At 67.1% G+C, this 16,909-nt stretch carries 12 protein-coding genes and 1 tRNA gene; 6 read left to right on the forward strand and 7 right to left on the reverse strand.

Annotated features, from left to right (window positions below; translation table 11 throughout):
* Positions 1-82: 82 nt before the first annotated feature.
* Positions 83-1,240 (reverse strand): DegT/DnrJ/EryC1/StrS family aminotransferase, encoded by a 1,158-nt coding sequence (locus MLG87_RS11865; protein ID WP_243295382.1) that lies wholly within the window; start codon positions 1,238-1,240, stop codon positions 83-85.
* Between the two features lie 266 nt (positions 1,241-1,506).
* Here MLG87_RS11865 and MLG87_RS11870 point away from each other — a divergent pair, with 266 nt between their 5' ends.
* Entirely contained in the window at positions 1,507-2,571 is a 1,065-nt protein-coding gene (locus MLG87_RS11870) for a right-handed parallel beta-helix repeat-containing protein (RefSeq protein WP_243295383.1), read from the forward strand.
* Positions 2,572-2,750: 179 nt separating this feature from the next.
* Here MLG87_RS11870 and MLG87_RS11875 read toward each other — a convergent pair whose 3' ends face one another.
* From MLG87_RS11875 to MLG87_RS11885, 3 genes are all read right to left on the reverse strand, one after another.
* Positions 2,751-4,706 carry a hypothetical protein gene (locus tag MLG87_RS11875; RefSeq protein ID WP_243295384.1) on the reverse strand — a complete coding sequence of 652 codons (1,956 nt, stop codon included), beginning with the start codon at positions 4,704-4,706 and terminating at the stop codon, positions 2,751-2,753.
* Between the two features lie 156 nt (positions 4,707-4,862).
* Positions 4,863-6,218, reverse strand: a complete 1,356-nt coding sequence (locus MLG87_RS11880) for a sigma-54-dependent transcriptional regulator (protein WP_243295385.1) — start codon at positions 6,216-6,218, stop codon at positions 4,863-4,865.
* Positions 6,219-6,225: 7 nt separating this feature from the next.
* A complete protein-coding gene (locus MLG87_RS11885; RefSeq protein ID WP_243295386.1) occupies positions 6,226-7,302 on the reverse strand; it encodes a sensor histidine kinase in 1,077 nt (358 codons plus the stop codon).
* A gap of 138 nt (positions 7,303-7,440) precedes the next feature.
* Here MLG87_RS11885 and MLG87_RS11890 point away from each other — a divergent pair, with 138 nt between their 5' ends.
* The gene (locus MLG87_RS11890) at positions 7,441-7,779 is read left to right on the forward strand and encodes a formyltransferase family protein (protein ID WP_279341247.1); all 339 of its coding nucleotides are present in this window, start codon (positions 7,441-7,443) and stop codon (positions 7,777-7,779) included.
* Here MLG87_RS11890 and MLG87_RS11895 read toward each other — a convergent pair.
* Together MLG87_RS11895 and MLG87_RS11900 are read right to left on the reverse strand one after the other, a co-directional pair.
* Complete coding sequence (locus tag MLG87_RS11895; RefSeq protein ID WP_243295388.1) at positions 7,772-9,775, reverse strand: nucleoside-diphosphate sugar epimerase/dehydratase; 2,004 nt, start codon at positions 9,773-9,775, stop codon at positions 7,772-7,774. The two genes, MLG87_RS11890 and MLG87_RS11895, sit on opposite strands and share 8 nt — an antisense overlap.
* 570 nt (positions 9,776-10,345) lie before the next feature.
* Positions 10,346-10,422, reverse strand: a tRNA-His gene (locus MLG87_RS11900).
* Between the two features lie 107 nt (positions 10,423-10,529).
* Between MLG87_RS11900 and MLG87_RS11905 the strand changes: the two genes are divergently transcribed.
* The 4 genes from MLG87_RS11905 (at position 10,530) to MLG87_RS11920 (ending at position 15,532) form a co-directional block, all read left to right on the forward strand.
* On the forward strand, positions 10,530-12,035 hold the full coding sequence (locus MLG87_RS11905; protein WP_243295389.1) for a Do family serine endopeptidase: 1,506 nt from the start codon (positions 10,530-10,532) through the stop codon (positions 12,033-12,035).
* A gap of 92 nt (positions 12,036-12,127) precedes the next feature.
* The gene (locus MLG87_RS11910) at positions 12,128-13,378 is read left to right on the forward strand and encodes a response regulator (protein WP_243295390.1); all 1,251 of its coding nucleotides are present in this window, start codon (positions 12,128-12,130) and stop codon (positions 13,376-13,378) included.
* Between the two features lie 8 nt (positions 13,379-13,386).
* Positions 13,387-14,709 (forward strand): hemolysin family protein, encoded by a 1,323-nt coding sequence (locus tag MLG87_RS11915; RefSeq protein ID WP_243295391.1) that lies wholly within the window; start codon positions 13,387-13,389, stop codon positions 14,707-14,709.
* Positions 14,702-15,532, forward strand: coding sequence for an NTP transferase domain-containing protein (locus MLG87_RS11920; protein ID WP_243295392.1), 831 nt, complete (start codon positions 14,702-14,704; stop codon positions 15,530-15,532). The genes MLG87_RS11915 and MLG87_RS11920 overlap by 8 nt, the downstream gene beginning before the upstream one ends.
* Before the next feature lie 3 nt (positions 15,533-15,535).
* Here the strand turns inward: MLG87_RS11920 and MLG87_RS11925 are convergent, their stop codons facing one another.
* Entirely contained in the window at positions 15,536-16,903 is a 1,368-nt protein-coding gene (locus tag MLG87_RS11925; protein ID WP_243295393.1) for a serine hydrolase domain-containing protein, read from the reverse strand.
* Positions 16,904-16,909 lie beyond the last annotated feature (6 nt).

Below are 16,909 nucleotides of genomic sequence, written 5' to 3' on the forward strand. Positions count from 1 at the left end.
TGCCGCTATTGCCATCGTCGCTTTCCTTGTCTCGCTTGGGCGGCGCCCCTCGCGCGGCCACACCCCGCTTTGAAGACAGGCCCTAGGCCTGGTTCGAACCGAGGAGGTCTTCCAGGGCCTCGCAGACGTCCGAGACATCCCTATCGGTCATCCCCGGATGCAGGGGGAGACTCAGCATCCGGCTGAAGGCGTCCGCGGCCACGGGGCAATCCTCGGTCCGGTAGCCGTATTTCTCCCGGTAATACGGGTGCATGTGCACCGGGAGGTAGTGCACCGAAGTCCCGATGTTGCGTGCCTTGAGCCCTTCGATGAGGGCGTTCCGGTCGATCCTGACTTGATCCGGCCGCAGGCGGAGCACATAGAGGTGCCAGCTCGACTCCACCTCCGGGCGCTCAATGGGGAGCTCCAGGCAGGGGAGCCGCCCAAGCCGATTCCCGTAGGCGGCCACCACCTCCCGCCGCCGCCGCTGGAACCCCTGCAGCCGGTCCAGCTGGTGGAGGCCGAGCGCCGCCTGGATATCCGTCATGTTGTACTTGAACCCCGGCAGGACGACCTCGTAGTACCAGGAGCCGCTCCGGTCGAAGCGCTTCCAGGCGTCGCGGTTCATCCCGTGATGGCCGTAGACGTGCGCCTTCTCGACCAGCGCCGCATCCCCCGTCAGGCAGCCGCCCTCCGAGGTGGTGATGTTCTTGGTGGCGTAGAAACTGAACGCCGCGAGGTTGGACCGGGAGCCGACCAGGCGGCCCCGGTAGCGGGCGGAGATGGCGTGGGCGGCGTCCTCCAGGACCTGGAGGCCATGGCGCTCGGCCAGCGCGAAGATGGCGTCCAGATCCGCCGGGTGCCCGGCGTAATGGACCGGGAGGATGGCCTTCGTCCTGGGCGTGATGGCCCGGGCCGCGGCTTCCGGGTCCAGGTTGAGGGTGTCCGGAGACACGTCCACGAGAATCGGCTTCGCCCCGACATGTTCGACCACGTTCGCCGTGGCGCAGAAGGTCATGGAGGGGACGAGCACTTCGTCGCCGGGCCCGATGCCCAGGGCCAACAGGCCCACATGAAGGCCCGCCGTGCAGGAATTGAAGCCCACCACGGCCGGGGCGCCGAAGTAGTCCTTCAGCTTGGTTTCGAACGCCTTGGTCTTCGGACCCGTGGTGATCCAGTCGGATCTCAGGGTGTCCATCACCTCGTCGCGCTCCTCGTTCCCGATGGAAGGCGGGCTGAAGGGCAGGAATGCGTCCCTCATAAAATCCCCATAGAATGCAGTTTCAGTATCGGATTATTCTGGCTTCATGCATAGATAAATAAGGCAATCGAGACCAACAACCTGGCTTGATGGGTCCCCGGGGCGGAGCTACCATGCGCACAGACACGCCACAGGTCGCCGCCGTGCATGCGATGAACGTTCTTTCCCCCCTGCTCCGAGTGCTGCTGGCTGGACTTCTAGGTGCCGGCAGCGGCATGGCGGGCGGACCCGGTCGACGAACCGCGGGCTCGCCCGGCCAAGGGTGTGTGCCCGCACCGAGATCCGCCCAGGTCATCAACGTCCGGGATGGTCGGGGTGGGGCCCGAGGCGACGGGATCACCGACGATACCCAGGCCATCCAACGGGCCGTGGACGTGGTGGCCGGCACGGGTGGGACCGTGAGCATCCCGAGGGGGACCTACCTTGTCAACGCGCTCGTGTCGGTGCGCCTGAGGAGCGACATGACGCTGGCCCTTGCGCCCGGGGCCATCCTGAAGGCCATCCCGAATGGTTCGGCGCATTCCGCCATCCTCCTGGTCTCCAGGGCGGAACGGGTGACCATCACCGGCGGCACGCTCCTGGGTGAGCGGGCGGGTCACACCGGCCAGGGAGGTGAGTGGGGCCACGGGCTGTCCCTCGCGCAGGCCCGGCAGGTGGTGGTGGCGGGAGTCACCGCCAAGGAGTGCTGGGGAGACGGTTTTTATGTGTCCTCCAGCCGTGAGGTGACTTTCTGCGGCGTGATCGCGGACCACAACCGGCGTCAGGGGATGTCGATCACCAGCGGGAAGGGCATCGTGGTCCGGGACTCCACCTTCAAGAACACCGCGGGCACCCTTCCGGAGGACGGCCTGGACATCGAGCCCAATGCCGGCGATACGGTGGACGACGTCCTCATCACGGGTTGCACGTTCGCGGACAACGCCGGATACGGCCTCGAGATCGGCGTGCCCCAGGCACACACGGGCCGTGCCTGGATCTCTCACGTCGTGGTGGATGGCAATACCAGCACGGGCAATGGGGCGCACACGCTCAGCCCCTCCCCACGCGCCGGCATCGAGGTCTCCAATTGTGGCGGCCTGCGGATCACCAACAATCGGGTGGCGAAGAACGGCCTTGGCATCCTCCTGCGGAACGGGGCGGACCACTGCACCGTGACGGGGAACGCCATCACGGGCAATGCCGGAGACGGCATCCTCCAATACCTTTGCAAAGGGAACACCATCAGCGGAAACACCGTGACGGGCAACCTGGGCCGGGGGATCAACTCCTCCGATTCGTCCGTGGAGGGCGTCTCTCGCAACACCTTGTCGGGGAACGGACAGCCGCGCTGACCGGGCCCAGGGCGGACCTGGGGCCCTGCTGTTCCATGCGGTGCGGCAGGTGGAAGGCCGTGGCGCCCGCGCCCGCCGCGATCCGCAACAATGGAACGTCTGTCCGTACGCAGCAGCTCCTTGGTCACCTGGCGGAACGACTGCACCGCGATGACCAAGGAGGCTGATTCCCGACGTGCCTAGAAACTCAAGTCGTTGATGAGGGCCTGATCATAAGCATCGAGTCCACCCACGCGACATCCGGCATTGGCCTTCACGTAGTTGGCTCCATCCAGGGCGCTGGTCGCCGTGATCCGGGCCGCGGAGGGCACCGAGAATGGAGAGGACATATTGTTGCCGATGCTGGATCCGTCCTTGGAGAAGTTTCCATTCGAATAGCACTGGGCCGGAGCGCCACTACTCGTGTCAACGTGCACGGCGGCTGTATTGCCTGGGTTGACCGCGTTATACATGTAGTTCCCAAGCACGTTGGCCTTCGCGCCCCAGTAGATTTCAATGCCGTAGTTGGATGAGTATTTCCATCCGACATTGTTGATGACCTCAGCGCAGATACCAGGAGCGGCGGTTCCGTTGGCGTCATCCCAACCAATAGCCGGAATGCGGTAGTAACCATTCGAAATAAGGTTGTGGTAGAAGGTGATGTTGTAGTTCCCACCACCGATCAAGCAAGGGTAGTTGGGACTCCCAGGCATCCCCGCTCCGATGATGCAGTTCTGGATCGTGAAGTCATGGTTCCCGTGCCAGATGTCGATCCCTTCATCCCCGTAGTTCGAGAAGGAGCAGTGATCGATCACCACGTTGTAGTTGTCGGGCTGGAACTGGATGCCCTCGCCATTGCTTCCGGCAATACCACACCGATTCCGTATCCCCTTGACGATAATATTGTTGCAGCTGGAGAACACCATCTGGTAACCAGTGAAGGTAATGCCTGGAGCTGGTGCTGAAGTCCCGTCGACGGTGACATTGGAGCAGGAGCTGAAGTTGATGGGACTCGATACGGGAAGGGTCCCCGCCACGTCAAACACGATGGTCCGGTTTGAACCTGCCGCGGCGCGGAAGCTTCCGGGCCCCGAGTCGTTGAGGTTTGTGACGTGGACCACCTGCTGCCCAGCGCCTCCGGTGGTGGCATAGCCGAACCCGGCCCATCCCGTCTGGACGCCATTCACGGCGTTCACCGTGAGGGTCGCCGCGCTGGAGGTCACGCTGCCCGCGGCATTGGTCACCACCACGGTGAACGCTGCGCCGCTGTCCGCCGTGCTGGTGGCCGGCGTGGTGTAGCTGGCGGAGGTGGCGCCGCTGATCGCGGTCCCGTTCTTGCTCCACTGATAGCTCAGGGTGGCGGTGCCCGTGGCGACCACGCTAAAGGTGGCCGTCTGGCCCGCGTTCACGGCAATGCTCAGGGGCTGAGTCGTGATGGCGGGCGGCACCGAAGGGGCGAGGGTTCCCTGCACCGTGACGGTGGTGGACCCGCTCACGCTGGCGTTGGATGCGTTGGTCGCCACGGCCTTGATCGTGTGCGTGCCACCGGCTGCCGGGGCCGTGTAGAGCATGTGGGCCCCGTCGCCGTTGGGCGTGAGGGCGCCAACCGTGGCGTTGCCGTTGGAGACGTTATCCACGAACCAGGTGATCGTCTGGCTTTCGGAGCCAGACACCGCCGCGTAGTAGGCCTGGGTGGCACCGGTGCTGATGGTCGCGCCGGCAGGGCTCAGCGTCACGGTGGCGGAATTGGTGGCTTTGCGGACATGCACCTGGGTCTTGGCGGACTTGGTGGTGTCCATGACGCTGGTGGCCGCCAGCACGTAGCTGCCTTCCGTCGTGGGGGCCGTGTACGTGACGGCGTTTCCACTGCCGGAGATCGTGCCTACCTCGCTATTGCCGTTCGGGACGCCGTCTACCGTCCAGGTCACGGCCATGTTGGTGGCGCCCTGGACCTGGGCCGTGACGGGCACGGTGTCGCTGACATTGACATCGGCTGGGACACCGACCAGGGCGACAGTCACGGCATCCGCCGGGGCAGTCGTGCCTGCATTTCCTGAACCATTACTGCCGCCACCTCCGGAGCAGGCCGCCGTCAGAATCAGCATTCCGACAATGGCCATCCCCTGAAGCGCGGTGAAAATTTTTCTGACCTGCATTAGAACCTCCGCAGCTAACGAACAGCAACGGAGGTGCCACCCCGAACCAACCGGATCACAACTTGTTAAATCGCGTGTTGCAAGGATTAATAACAACAAAACAGAGCAGGAGCGATCCCTCTGGAAAAGGCCAAGTCTGAACTTCGGATCTGAATTCTAGAATCTGGACGGTTCGGGTCCGTAAGTCTTGAGTTTTTGGTAGAGGGTGCTTCGGGGGATATTGAGTCGCTTGGCAGCCCGATCCACATGGCCGCCTTCCTCGTTGAGGACCTGGATGATGTAGTGCTGCTCCAGCTCCTTCAGGGTCAAGTTGGTGGGCCCCACGGATCCCTTGCCGTCGGGGCTGGAGGCGAAGTCCAGGTCCTGCGCTTCGATCGTGGAAGACTTGGCGCCCATCAAGGCCCTTTCCAGGACGTTGCGCAGCTCGCGGATGTTCCCGGGCCATGAATGATGCTTGAGCTTCATCAGCGCGCCCTGGGAGAGACGCATCTGCTCCCGCCCGCAATCATGGGTCAGCCGGTTCAGGAGGATCTGGCCGAAGGCGGGGATGTCCTCGGCACGCTCGCGCAAGGGGGGCACATGGATCTGAATGGCGCTGATGCGGTAGAAGAGGTCCGAGCGGAAGAGCTGCTCCTGGACGAGCCGATCCAGCGGCTGGTGGGTGGCAGCGATCAAGCGGAAATCCACCTTCCGGTCCTGAAGTCCGCCTAGTCGACGGAAGCGTTTTTCTTCCAGTGCTTTAAGAACTTTTGGCTGGATCTGTAGATCCATGTCCCCGATTTCATCCAGGAAAACGGTCCCGCGGTGGGCGGCTTCAAGCAGGCCGACCTTGACCCCGACCGCCCCCGTGAAGGCCCCCTTCTCGTGCCCAAAGAGCTCTGACTCCAGGAAGTCCTTGCTGAGTCCCCCACAGTTGAGCTCGAGCATCGGCTCTGAAGCCCTTGAACTGTTCCGGTGGATCCATCGGGCCAGTTCGCTCTTCCCTGTGCCCGTCTCGCCCAGAATGAGGATGGGGCTCTCGGTCGCGGCCGCGAGGCGGGACTGCCCCTCCAGCTCATGGATGGCAGGACTCTCCCCGATGAAGGGGTCTACCGCGCGCTGGGGTTGGTCTGCCGAGTCGCGGGCCAGCTGCTTTCGACGGTTTTTCTGGTTTTCAAGCGCCCGCTCGATCACCACGAGAAGCGCAGGAAGATCCAGGGGCTTCACCAGGAATTGCTCGGCTCCAAGCTGGATGGCCCGGACGGCGAGTTCGATGCTCGCATACCCGGTGAGAAGGATGATGGGGACGCCGGCGTCGATGGCCTTGAGCTTCGGAAGCAGCTCGATGGCATTCCCGTCCGGCAGCGAGTAATCCAGGGTGACGGCATCGTAAACGTCCGCGCGGTACTTGATCTCCGCTTCAGCGCAGGTCTCCGCCTCATCCACCGTGAAGCCGCGGAGTTCCAGGTAATCCCGAATCGCAAAGACAATGACTTCGTCATCGTCCACGACCAGAATCTTCGCCTTCGCCATGGAACCCTCAAGGTGGAATGGCTGCTCGCAAAGGATAGGACAATTCCGATGGCAGCATGAAGCTGATCCTCATCCTTCCTTCGCTTCCAGGCCCTGCGGTCAGGGTCCCTCCGTGGGCCTCGAAAACCCGCCGGGCTCCCGGCAGCGTGAGCCGACCCATGCCAGAAACCCGGAAGTAGAAGGGCTCGAACAGGCGGACCATGTCGACATTTTTCATCTTGGTATCTGAAAAATCCAGGTGTCCGGAGACCGCGCTCCTGCCTCCCGGATGGCTGCTTGCGACATCGAGCATCACGTGGCCGCCTGGCTCCTCCTGCTGCAGCGCGAGGCCGATCATGCGGGTGAAGGCCGACTGCAGACCCTGCTTGTCGGCATTGACCGCCGGCAAGGACCCTTCGATGTGGAGTTGAAGATCAAGGCCGTTTTTCGCGGCCAGGGGAAGGTTGTGCTCGATGGCCTCCCGCAGCAAGGGTTCGAGCGCGAGCATGGTCCAGGAGAGTCCCTGAGGGTACCCGTATTCCCTGAGCTCCACGATGAAGGAGCTCATCCGGTCCAGGCTTCTCCGGATGTTGGCTCCGTACTTGCTCATCCCGCCCACGTCTTCGAACCTCGCCTCGAAGGCATCCAGGCTCGCCGAGATCCCGAAGATGAAGCTGCCGAGTTCATGGACGAGTCCCGGCACAAACGACGCGGCCGAAGGTGAGCGGGGCGTGGTGCGGGATTCGGACTTCTGACGATCCATGCTCACGATGATCCGGATGTGGTCACCCAGCAATCTCAGCCCTTTCCGTTGGGCCTCGGAAAGGGTGAGTGGTTCCGGTGATAGCACCCACAGGGTTCCAACGACCAGGTGCCGATCATCGACCAGGGGCAGGGCTTCGGCGACCAGAAGCCCGTGCTTCTCCAGCAGGCGGGCCTTCGATTCGGGGTTGGGTTCCAGGGACAGGGTTGGTTCGAGATCCGTGAGCTGTTCGCTCGTGAGGCCGCTGCCATCACGGTACCAGGCGCCGATTTCGTCCTGCATGACCAGAGCCACTTGGGCGCCCGTGAATGCCGCCGCGATGAGCAGCGAATCCCGCAGCATGTTCTCGGAATGGGACTCGGTGAAACCATGCCGAGGCGAGGTGTTGGACCGGGATTGGATCGGAAATGGACCGCCGGAATTCACACGGCCTCCCTTCGGGATCGCTTCAAGGGACAGATTGGCACCCCTCGATAATGTTTGGAATGCTCTGAATGGATTCAAGGGGCGGATCAAGGGCCGTCGGCACAGGAGACCCTCGGCGCCATCCGCGTGCCCGTGATGAACCTCCACTCCGGGATCACGCCCAAGTGCCGCGGGCAGGTCGGCGGATACTGGGCCCTCGTCAACGGCGACCCCGACCACGCGGGCGTGACGGTTCATCTCGTGGACGCGGGTGTCGACACAGGCGATGTGATCTGCCAAGCCCGGTTCGAGCCCGGCCTGCCCTCCAAGCTGCGATACCATCCCGCCCGCTGGGCCGACCTGGCGCAGGGCCCCCAGGTCGGAATCTGGCAGGGATTCCAGAGGGTCAGTTGAACAGGGGGACTTCCTCGAGCATGGGCGGAGAGGGGCCCGAGGCGGCCTCGGCGTACCGCCCGAGGCCCTGCGAGGAAGGCTGGTAGCTGGGCACGAGCTGCTTGAAGCAGCGGAGCATCTCCCGCTGGCGCTGGCCCTCGGGCAGGTGGATGGCATCCCGGAGCTTGTGCAGGGAGACATCCAGGAGCCAGGGATCGGGAGGGGGCTGCATGGCCTCGAAGACCTTGGCCTGGGGATCCCCGTTCCCCTGCTCGCCTTCCGTGAAGAGCTCCTCGAAGAGCTTCTCCCCGGGCCGCATGCCGGTGAACTGGATGTCGATGTCGATGCCCGGGTTCAGGCCGGAGAGGCGGGCCATGTCCATGGCCATGTCCACGATCCTCACCGGCTCGCCCATATTGAGGACGAAGACCTTCCCCGTCTCTCCGAGAACGCCCGCCTGGAGGACCAGCTGGCTGGCTTCGGGGATGGTCATGAAATACCGCGTCATGTCCGGGTGGGTCACCGTGAGGGGGCCGCCAGTCCGGATCTGGTCGCGGAAGAGGGGGATCACGCTGCCCCGGCTGCCGAGGACGTTCCCGAAGCGGACGCTCACGAACCGGCGGTCCGCCGGGGCCTCGTCCGCCGCCTGCATGACCAGGGATTCCGCGATCCGCTTGGACACACCCAGCACGTTCGTGGGATTCACCGCCTTGTCCGTGGAGATGTTGACGAAGATGCGGACGTCGCCGGCGAGGGCGGCCTTCAGGACGTTGAGCGTGCCGAAGATGTTGTTCTCGATGGCCTCTTCGGGGTTCCGTTCGAGGAAGGGGACATGTTTGTGGGCCGCCGCGTGGAAGACGATGGCCGGGTTGCACGACTCGAAGGCCCGCTGGAGCCTGAGGGGGTTCCGGATGTCGCACAGCTCCACGGCGAGGTTCATGCCGGGGAACTGCTTGCGCAGCTCCCGCTCCACCTCCCACAGGCTGTTCTCCCCCCGCCCCAGGAGCACCAGGCGCCCGGGCCGGAAGGGGGCCACCTGCCGGGCCAGCTCGCTGCCGATGGAGCCGCCCGCGCCGGTGATGAGCACCACGGAACCCTCCACCTCCTGGCTGATGGCGGTCAGGTCCAGGGTCACGGGCTCCCGCCGGAGCAGATCCTCGATGGCGATGTCCCGCAGCTCAGGCTTCCAGGGGCGGTCCCCGATGAGATTCGAGATGCCGGGGACGGTCTTCACCCGCACGCCCTGGATCTGGAGCACCTCGCTCAGCTGCTTCAGCTTGGCGCCGGGCACCCGCGGCATGGCCAGGATCACCTGGGTGGCCTGGCGCTCCTGGATGAAGACCGGCAGGAGGTGACTGTGCCCAAGGACGGGGATGCCGTGGATCCGGACTCCCTGCTTTTCGAGGGCGTCGTCCACGAAGCCGACCACCTCGCATTGGAGCTGGGGGTTCGCGCGGAGCTCCTGGCAGAGCAGGGCGCCCGCCCGGCCCGCCCCGACGATGAGGGTCCGGTGGACGGACTGACCGTGGTTCCCGGCCGGGTTCAGCCGATCCCGCGTGGCGAACCTGCGCTGAGACAGGCGCTGGTAGCCGGCCACGAAGACGAGCCGGAGGGCGAGCCACATGGGACAGGTGATGAGCCCTGCCACCAGGAGCAGGTTGCGGGAATCGAGGTCGAGGCCCAGGCGATCCTGGAAGGCGGAGGCCAACAGGAGGACGGACACCATGACGACGGTGCCGAAGATGAAGGATTCGGCCTCCTCGATGCCCAGAAGGCGGAAGTGCTGGCTGGTGTACCGGAAGGCGAGGTTCACGCCCATGGCGAAGCCCACCCACGAGGCGGCGCCGTACAGGGTCGGCAGCTCCTGGCGCACCAGGCTGGTGGCCACGACCCAGGCGAGCGCCGCCACCCCGGTGTCCAGGACCAGCTTGCAGGCCTGCCGGATGGCGGGTCGCTTCAGGAAACCAAGGGGCCCAGGCGCCTCGTTATCAGGGGACTGCGGAGTGTTTTCATGCATGGTGTACTCAGAATGAAGGAATTTAACAATAATGCCTCTTGAGCTGTAAGCAATAGGTTAAAAAAAATGTTTATACCTTCTCCTCCAAGCCGGGGTTCCGGGCGGGCACGGCCAGCGGGGGTGGATCTGGGCAAGGCGGGCCCGGGGTCTGGCTTCAGAAGGCCTTGCCGGGACCGGGCCCCATCAGGCGATCTGCTGGGGTCCTCGCCCCACCCGGACGGACTCGAACCGCATCCCGCTGCGCGGTCTGCCGGTCCCGCTCCCGACAGCCCACCGGGCTGTCTCCGCGGTCCCACTCGACGCTGAACCCCGGCCATGCACACATGGCCGGGGTGGGTCCGAGTCCCGCAAGGACTTCCCCAATTGCAAAGGCCCCGCGCGCGGGGCCTTTGCAATTGGGGCGGCTGATGGGACTCGAACCCGGCCAACGGCTGGCCCCGGCCCCCGAGCGCTGCGGAGGCTCCAGTGGAGCCTCCTCGCTGGGGCCTGACGGGCCGCCGTTGTTTCTGTCGTGGGTTCGAGCCCGGTTCTCCCCCAATAAAAACCCCCCCTGGCGGGGGGCTTTCGATCTGGGGCGGCTGATGGGACTCGAACCCACGACACCTGGAATCACAATCCAGTACTCTAACCAACTGAGCTACAGCCGCCGTCGGACCATTCAGATTATCCGGGGCGGTCCTGAAAGGCCAGCGGGAACCTTCATGGGACTGCGGTCATCGAAAGGCATGCCGGGGATCCGGCAAGTGAGGAATCCATGAATCGTCAGATGAAGCAGATCTTGGGGTTGTCGGCCTTCGCGGCCGGTTGCATGGCCCTGGGGATGGGGCTCAGCTACGGCTGGCAGGCCCAGGCGCAGGAGGAGAAGCCGGTGACGGTGGAGGCACGGGGAGCGGATCGCCTCCCGCCCATCGCGGAGGTGGCCGAGAAGCTGAACCCCACCGTGGTGGCCATCACCAACACCAGTTTCGTGAAGAACCAGCGCTTCCAACACCCCCAGATCGGGGGCGATGACTTCTTCGACTTCTTCTTCGGCCCTGGCGGGCCGCAGCAGCGCCGGTCCCCCAGGGGCGGCGAGGACGAACAGCGCGCGGTCTCCGGCGGCTCTGGCGTGATCATCAGCCCGCAGGGCGAGATCCTCACCAACTATCACGTCATCGCCAGCATGGGCGGCGCCGCGGACAATTCCCTGGAGGTGAAGATCAGCGACGGGAAGAGCTACAAGGCCACGGTCCTGGGCAAGGACAAGGAACTGGACATCGCCCTCATCAAGATCGACGCCGCCCACCTGCCCTTCGCCAAGCTGGGCGAGTCGGATTCCCTCAAGATCGGCGAGTGGGTGGTGGCCATCGGCAACCCCTTCGGCCTGGAGCACACCGTCACCCAGGGCATCATCAGCGCCAAGGGCCGCAAGCTCGACACCGGCGTCAGCTCCTTCCTCCAGACCGACGCTGCCATCAACCGCGGCAACTCCGGCGGCCCCCTGCTGAACCTCAAGGGTGAGGTCATCGGCATCAACACCGCCATCAACCCCGCGGGCCAGAACATCGGCTTCGCCGTGCCCATCAGTCAGGTGAACCGCATCATCAAGGACCTTCGCAGCGGCAAGCCGGTGAGCCGCGGCTACCTTGGCGTGGGGCCGCAGGACCTGGACCAGGCCTACCAGGACGCCCTGGGCGCCAAGGAGGGCGTGGTGGTGAGCACCGTGGAGAAGGGCCAGGCGGCGGACAAGGCGGGCGTGCAGCGCCTGGATGTCATCACCGCGGTGGACGGTCAGCCCGTGCGCAGCCAGGACGAGCTGGTGAGCGCGATCTCCAGCCGCCGGGCGGGCGATACCGTGAAGCTCAACGTCTGGCGTGACGGCAAGACCCTCACCCTGACGGCTACGCTGGGGGATCGGAAGGCCTTGGAAGAGCAGCGCCGTCGCGACTCCGGCGAGGAATCCGAGGAGGAAGGCGGCCAGGGCGCCCAGGGCGAGGTGAAGGGCGTGAACCTGGAGAAGCTATACGGGTTCACGGTCGAGCCCCTCGATGTGAAGCGACGGCTCAAGGGGGTGGTGGTCACCTCCGTGGATCCCCGCTCCCCGGCGGCCGAGCGCGGCCTGGCCCCCGGCTTGGTCATCACCGAGGTGGGCCGGCAGCCCGTGAACAACCTGGCCGAGTTCAACGCCCAGGTGAAGAAGGCCGGCGGCAAGACCCTGCTGCTCTTCATCCAGAGCCCCAACGGGGCCCAGAAGATCACCCTGGCCATCCCGCCCCGCTGAACCTGGCCGTGACCCGATCCGGAGCCCCGGTCCACCCGGGGCTCCGGCCGTTCAGGGTAAACTCGAAGGTTCAACCAGGGTAAGGATCAACCATGGGCCTGCGCCTCCTTCTTGTGGACAGCGACCGGAGCTTCCTCAAGGAGCACAAGGTCAGCCTGGAGGCGGCCTTCGATCTGGAGGTGGCCAGCTCGCCGGACGGCGTGGTGGAGCGCCTGGAGCGGGGCGGCTTTGCGGCCGCGCTCATCTGCGTCGAGGTGGCGGACAACAAGGGCTACGCGCTCTGCTCGACCCTTCGCAGGCAGCCGGCCCTGGCCGCGCTGAAGATCGCCCTCATCAGCGCCAAGGCCACGGAAGAGGAGTACCGCAGGCACCAGAGCCTCAAGGGCCGGGCGGACGTCTATCTGCGCAAGCCCATCGCCCCCAGCGCCCTGGTGGCGGCCCTCTCGCCCCTGGTTCCCGCCCGCGCGGTGGATCCAGACAATCCCCTGGGCGATCTGGCGGACGTGGAGGGAGGCGACGACTGGCTGGACAACCTGCGAGGCGCGATGGCCGCGCCTACTCCGGCGCCGAAGTCAGTGCCGGCGCCCAGCCCCGAACCGCCGCCGGCCCCTCCCGTTCCCGCCGCCGCGAAACAGAGCCGGTCCACGCGGCCCCCGGACACCACCCGCGCCCACCTGCTGGAGGAGCAGGTCGTCGCCCTCCGCGAGGAGCTGCGGGTGCGGGACCAGCAGCTCAGGGAGGCCGAGGATTACCTCCATGAGCGCATCGGGGCCGCCACCCTGAACCTCGATGAAATCGCGGCCCGGGACCGGGACCTCGCCGCGGCCCGACAGGAGGCCGAGGACGCCCGGACGACCTCGGACCGGCTCCAGAAGGACCTGGCAGCGCTGAAGTCCGCCATGCAGGTCCAGGAGCGGGAGCAGGCGGAACTCAAGGCCCGCCTGAAGCAGGCGGAGGCCGAGCTCGCCGCCAGCGTCGCCGGTGCCCAGGAGCGTGAGCAGGAGCTGCAGTCCAGCCAGGAGGCGCTCCAGCAGCGCGAGAAGGAGGCCCTCCGACTCACGTCCCAGGTGGCGGGGCTGCGCCAGCAGCTCGACGAGGCCCTCGTTCAGCACGACGGTGAGCGGCTGGAGCTGATGAACGGGATGGACCAGAAGGAGGCGGAGCTGGCCCGGCTGAAGCAGGAGCTGGTGGAACAGCGGGAGGCCCACGCGGTGCTCGAGCGGGAGAAGCAGGCCGCCTACGGCCAGCTTTCCGAGCACCGGGACCGCCTCCGGAACCTGGATACCCTCCTCCGGGAAGTCCAGGATCACCTGCGGCGGGGATCCGACCTCGCCAAGGGCTGAGGATCCCGATGTCCCTCCTCGCAGCCCTCGTCTGCGTCGCCCTCCTCCTGCTCAGCGCGTTTTTCGTGATGGCGGAGTTCGCGGCGGTGCGCGTGCGCCCCACGCAGCTGGAGGCCCTGGCGGACGCCGACTCCCGCGCGGCCTCCGCGCTGGAGGTCCATCGCGCGCTGGGCCACCATCTTTCCTCGATCCAGGCTGGCATCGTGCTTTGCGCCCTGGCCCTCGGCGCCGTGGGAGAGGAGCTGTTCAGCCACCTCTTCCGGGCCCTGTTCGGCCACCTGCCCTGGCCCGCGATGGTCGCGCCCGTGAGCTCCGGCCTCGCCCTGCTGGTGATGACCACCCTGGACGTGGTGCTGGCGGAGCTGGTGCCCCGGAGCCTGGCCATCCGCGCCGCCCTGCCCTGGGCCCTCCGCACCGCTGCGCCCCTGCTGGCCTGGTCCCGCCTGGTGCGCCCCCTGACCTGGGTCCTCATCCGCCTGAGCCACCTGGTGCTGCGGGCAGTGGGCATCCATCCCGAAGCCGGCGTGGAGGACCTGGTGCCCTCCGAGGCCGAGTTCCGCCGCATGCTCGAGCGCAGCCAGGCGGAAGGCCGCCTGGACCTTGATCGCAAGGAGCTCATCGAGAACCTCTTCGACTTCAGCCGCCGCACCGTGAAGGAGATCGCCGTGCCCCGGGCGCAGGTGGTGTCCTTCGACCTCCACCAGGACCTGGAGGCCAACCTGGCCCTGGCCCGCACCACCATCCACACCCGCATCCCGCTGGTGGAAGGCGATCTGGATCGGGTGGTGGGCGTCGTGCACCTCAAGGAGCTGCTCTGGGCCATGCAGGACGGTCCGGCGCCCGTGGACCTGCGGGCCCTGGCGCGGCCGGCCTTCTTCGTGCCGGAGATGAAGCCCATCCAGGGCCTGCTGCTGGAGTTCCAGCAGCGCAAGCAGCACCTGGCCCTGGTGGTGAACGAGCACGGCGGCGTGGACGGCCTGGTGACGTTGGAGGACGTGCTGGAGGAGCTGGTGGGCGAGATCCAGGACGAGTTCGACCGCGAGGCGATCCAGTTGCGGAAGACCCGGGGCGGGGCCTGGCTGGCCCAGGGCGACGTCATGCTGGAGCAGCTGGTGGACCACCTGGGGCTGGACCTCCAGGCCGAGGCGGGCTCCGTGAGCCTGGGCGGCTTCTTCCAGGAGCGCCTGGGCCGGGTGCTGCGTCCGGGCGATGAGCTGCGGCTCCAGGGCTGGCGCATCCGCGTGCTGTCCATGCGCGGCCTGGCCCCCGGGCAGTTCCTGCTGAAGCCTCTGCCGGCGGAGCCCGGCGCCAGGGAAGACGCCGATGCCTGAGCCTCTCGATGGGTTCCTCCTGGCCGCGGGCCTGGGCACGCGCATGGGGTCCCTGAGCGCCTGCCTGCCCAAGCCGGCCTGGACCCTGCGGGGGAGGCCGCTCCTGCAGTGGGGGGTCGAGGCCCTGCGCCGATCCGGGGCCACGCGGATCGCCTGCAACGCCCACCTGCACGCGGAGCGCCTGCGCGCCGTGGCCGACGGGATCGAAGTTTGCGACGAGCCGGAGCTGCTGGGGAGCGCCGGGGGTCTGCGCCACGCCCTGGGGCGCGTGGCGGCCGAGTTGCTGGTGTGGAACGCCGACATCTGGGCCGACGAGGTGCCCTTCGACCTGCTGCGGGCCCGGCACCGCGAGGGCCGGGCGACGCTCAGCTGGCTGCTGGTGCCCCATCCTGGCGGAGACTGGAATCCGGTGTGGATGGACCACGACGGCCGCGTCCTGCCGAAGGGTGTGTCCGGCCCGTGGGGTCCCTACCACTTCACGGGCGCCGCCGCCTGGTCCCCGGAGGCCCTGGCCCTGCTGCCGGAAGGGCCCAGCGAGGTGAACGACCTGAGGCCCCGGCTGCCCTTCCACCACGGCGTCGTGGTCGAGCCCTTCCCCTGGCGGGAGGTGGGGACGCCCCGGGCCCTCATCGAGGCCGCCGCGGATCTGGCGCCCGACCGGGAAGGGCGGCTCCCGGGCTGCTACCTGCATCCGACGGCCCGCCCGGCGGGGCAGCTGGCCCGCTGCGTTCTGGGACCCGGTGCGGCGCCTCCAGCGGCTGTCACGGACGAGGACGCCCTCTGGTTCGAGGAGAGTGGCCACCAGGTGCGGCTGGGGCTCTGAGGGTCATTCCTCTCTCAGATCGAAGTCGGCGACGCGGCCCTCGCCGTCCAGCGTGAAGGTCCAGGCCACCACCACGCCCGAGGTATGGAAGGCGCGGTAGGTCCGGACGCGCCGCCCCTCCCGCCGCTGCTCATCGAGGAAAACCGTCCGCTGGACCGGGCCGTAGGGCGCCAGCTGGAGATCCAACCACCCGGCGGCTTCGGGCAGGCTCTTCGCGGCCTCGCCGCTGAAGGCTGAGGCCTCGGCGCGGCCCTGGGCCAGGGCCGCCATCAGGGCGGCATGACGGGTGGTGAGTGCGGGGTCCGGATCCGGCGGCGCCGCTTCCAGGGCCAGGGGGCCGGGACCCAGCAGGCGAGCCGCGATGGCGCGGGCCAGCACCGGGGCGAGCCGCTGCTGGTTCGTGAGGACGATGACGCCCAGCCGCTCCTGGGGGTGGTAGATCACGTCCGCCAGGGCGGGGCCACCGCTGTGGCCGCCCCAGGGCCGCCCCGCCAGGGTGCCCACGGCCCAGGCGGCGCCGAAGGAGGCCGGATGGCCGTCGTTCAGCTGGAAGGGCGTCCACAGGGTCTCCCGCCCGGCACCGAGGAGCTTGCCCTGGTCCAGGGCCAGGAGGAAGGCGGCCAGGTCCCGCAGGCTCACGAAGGCGCCCCCGGCGGCATAGGTGTGGGGCGGGTAGCGGAACCAGTGGAGGCGCTGGCGGTCTCCCTGCCACTGGTACACGCGGGCCCGGCCGGGGATCACCTCCGCCGTGCGCGTAAGGCCCACCTCCGTGGCGTCCTCGAAGGCGCAGCCGGTAGTTCCGATGCGCTGCCAGATGCGCGTCCGCAGCAGTTCCTGGAAGGGGCGGCCGCCGGCCTTCTCCAGGATCAGGGCCAGCACGGAGAAGTCGTCGGATCCGTAGGCGGAGACCGCACCGGGCGCAGCGGCCAGGGGCTCGGCCAGGGTGCCCTTCACGGCCTGCTCCAGGGTGACCGGGCCGCCCATGGCCATGACCGGCTTCAGGCCCGAGGCGTGGGCGGCCAGCTGCCGCACCGTGACGGCGCGCCAGGCGGGCGGTACGTCGCCCAGGTAGGTGGAGATCGGCGCGTCGAGGCGGAGCCTGCCCTCCTCCACCAGCTGCATGAGCAGGACGCCCGTGAACAGCTTGGTGCTGGAGGCGATCTGGAAAGGGGTGTCGGGCGTGACGGGGCTCCCGGACTCCAGGCTGGCGGTGCCGTAGGCGGCCAGCTTCTCGATCCGGCCCTGGCGGAGGATGGCCACCGCCGCGCCGGGAATGTGGGCATGGGCCATGTGGCCGCGGACGAGGGCATCCACGGCCTCCTCCGCCCCCAGGGGGAGGAGGAGGGCCAGCAGGCAGGCGAGCAGGCGCATGGGGGC

Source organism: Geothrix mesophila, assembly GCF_022808835.1.
Classification (GTDB): Bacteria; Acidobacteriota; Holophagae; order Holophagales; family Holophagaceae; genus Geothrix; species Geothrix paludis.

Excerpts from the sequence above, each read along its gene's own strand:
- MLG87_RS11865 (WP_243295382.1), bottom strand. The coding sequence starts at position 1,240 with ATGAGGGACGCATTCCTGCCCTTCAGCCCGCCTTCCATCGGGAACGAG.
- MLG87_RS11875 (WP_243295384.1), bottom strand. The coding sequence starts at position 4,706 with ATGCAGGTCAGAAAAATTTTCACCGCGCTTCAGGGGATGGCCATTGTC.
- MLG87_RS11880 (WP_243295385.1), bottom strand. The coding sequence starts at position 6,218 with ATGGCGAAGGCGAAGATTCTGGTCGTGGACGATGACGAAGTCATTGTC.
- MLG87_RS11885 (WP_243295386.1), bottom strand. The coding sequence starts at position 7,302 with ATGCTGCGGGATTCGCTGCTCATCGCGGCGGCATTCACGGGCGCCCAA.
- MLG87_RS11895 (WP_243295388.1), bottom strand. The coding sequence starts at position 9,775 with ATGCATGAAAACACTCCGCAGTCCCCTGATAACGAGGCGCCTGGGCCC.
- MLG87_RS11905 (WP_243295389.1), top strand. The coding sequence starts at position 10,530 with ATGAATCGTCAGATGAAGCAGATCTTGGGGTTGTCGGCCTTCGCGGCC.
- MLG87_RS11910 (WP_243295390.1), top strand. The coding sequence starts at position 12,128 with ATGGGCCTGCGCCTCCTTCTTGTGGACAGCGACCGGAGCTTCCTCAAG.
- MLG87_RS11915 (WP_243295391.1), top strand. The coding sequence starts at position 13,387 with ATGTCCCTCCTCGCAGCCCTCGTCTGCGTCGCCCTCCTCCTGCTCAGC.
- MLG87_RS11920 (WP_243295392.1), top strand. The coding sequence starts at position 14,702 with ATGCCTGAGCCTCTCGATGGGTTCCTCCTGGCCGCGGGCCTGGGCACG.
- MLG87_RS11925 (WP_243295393.1), bottom strand. The coding sequence starts at position 16,903 with ATGCGCCTGCTCGCCTGCCTGCTGGCCCTCCTCCTCCCCCTGGGGGCG.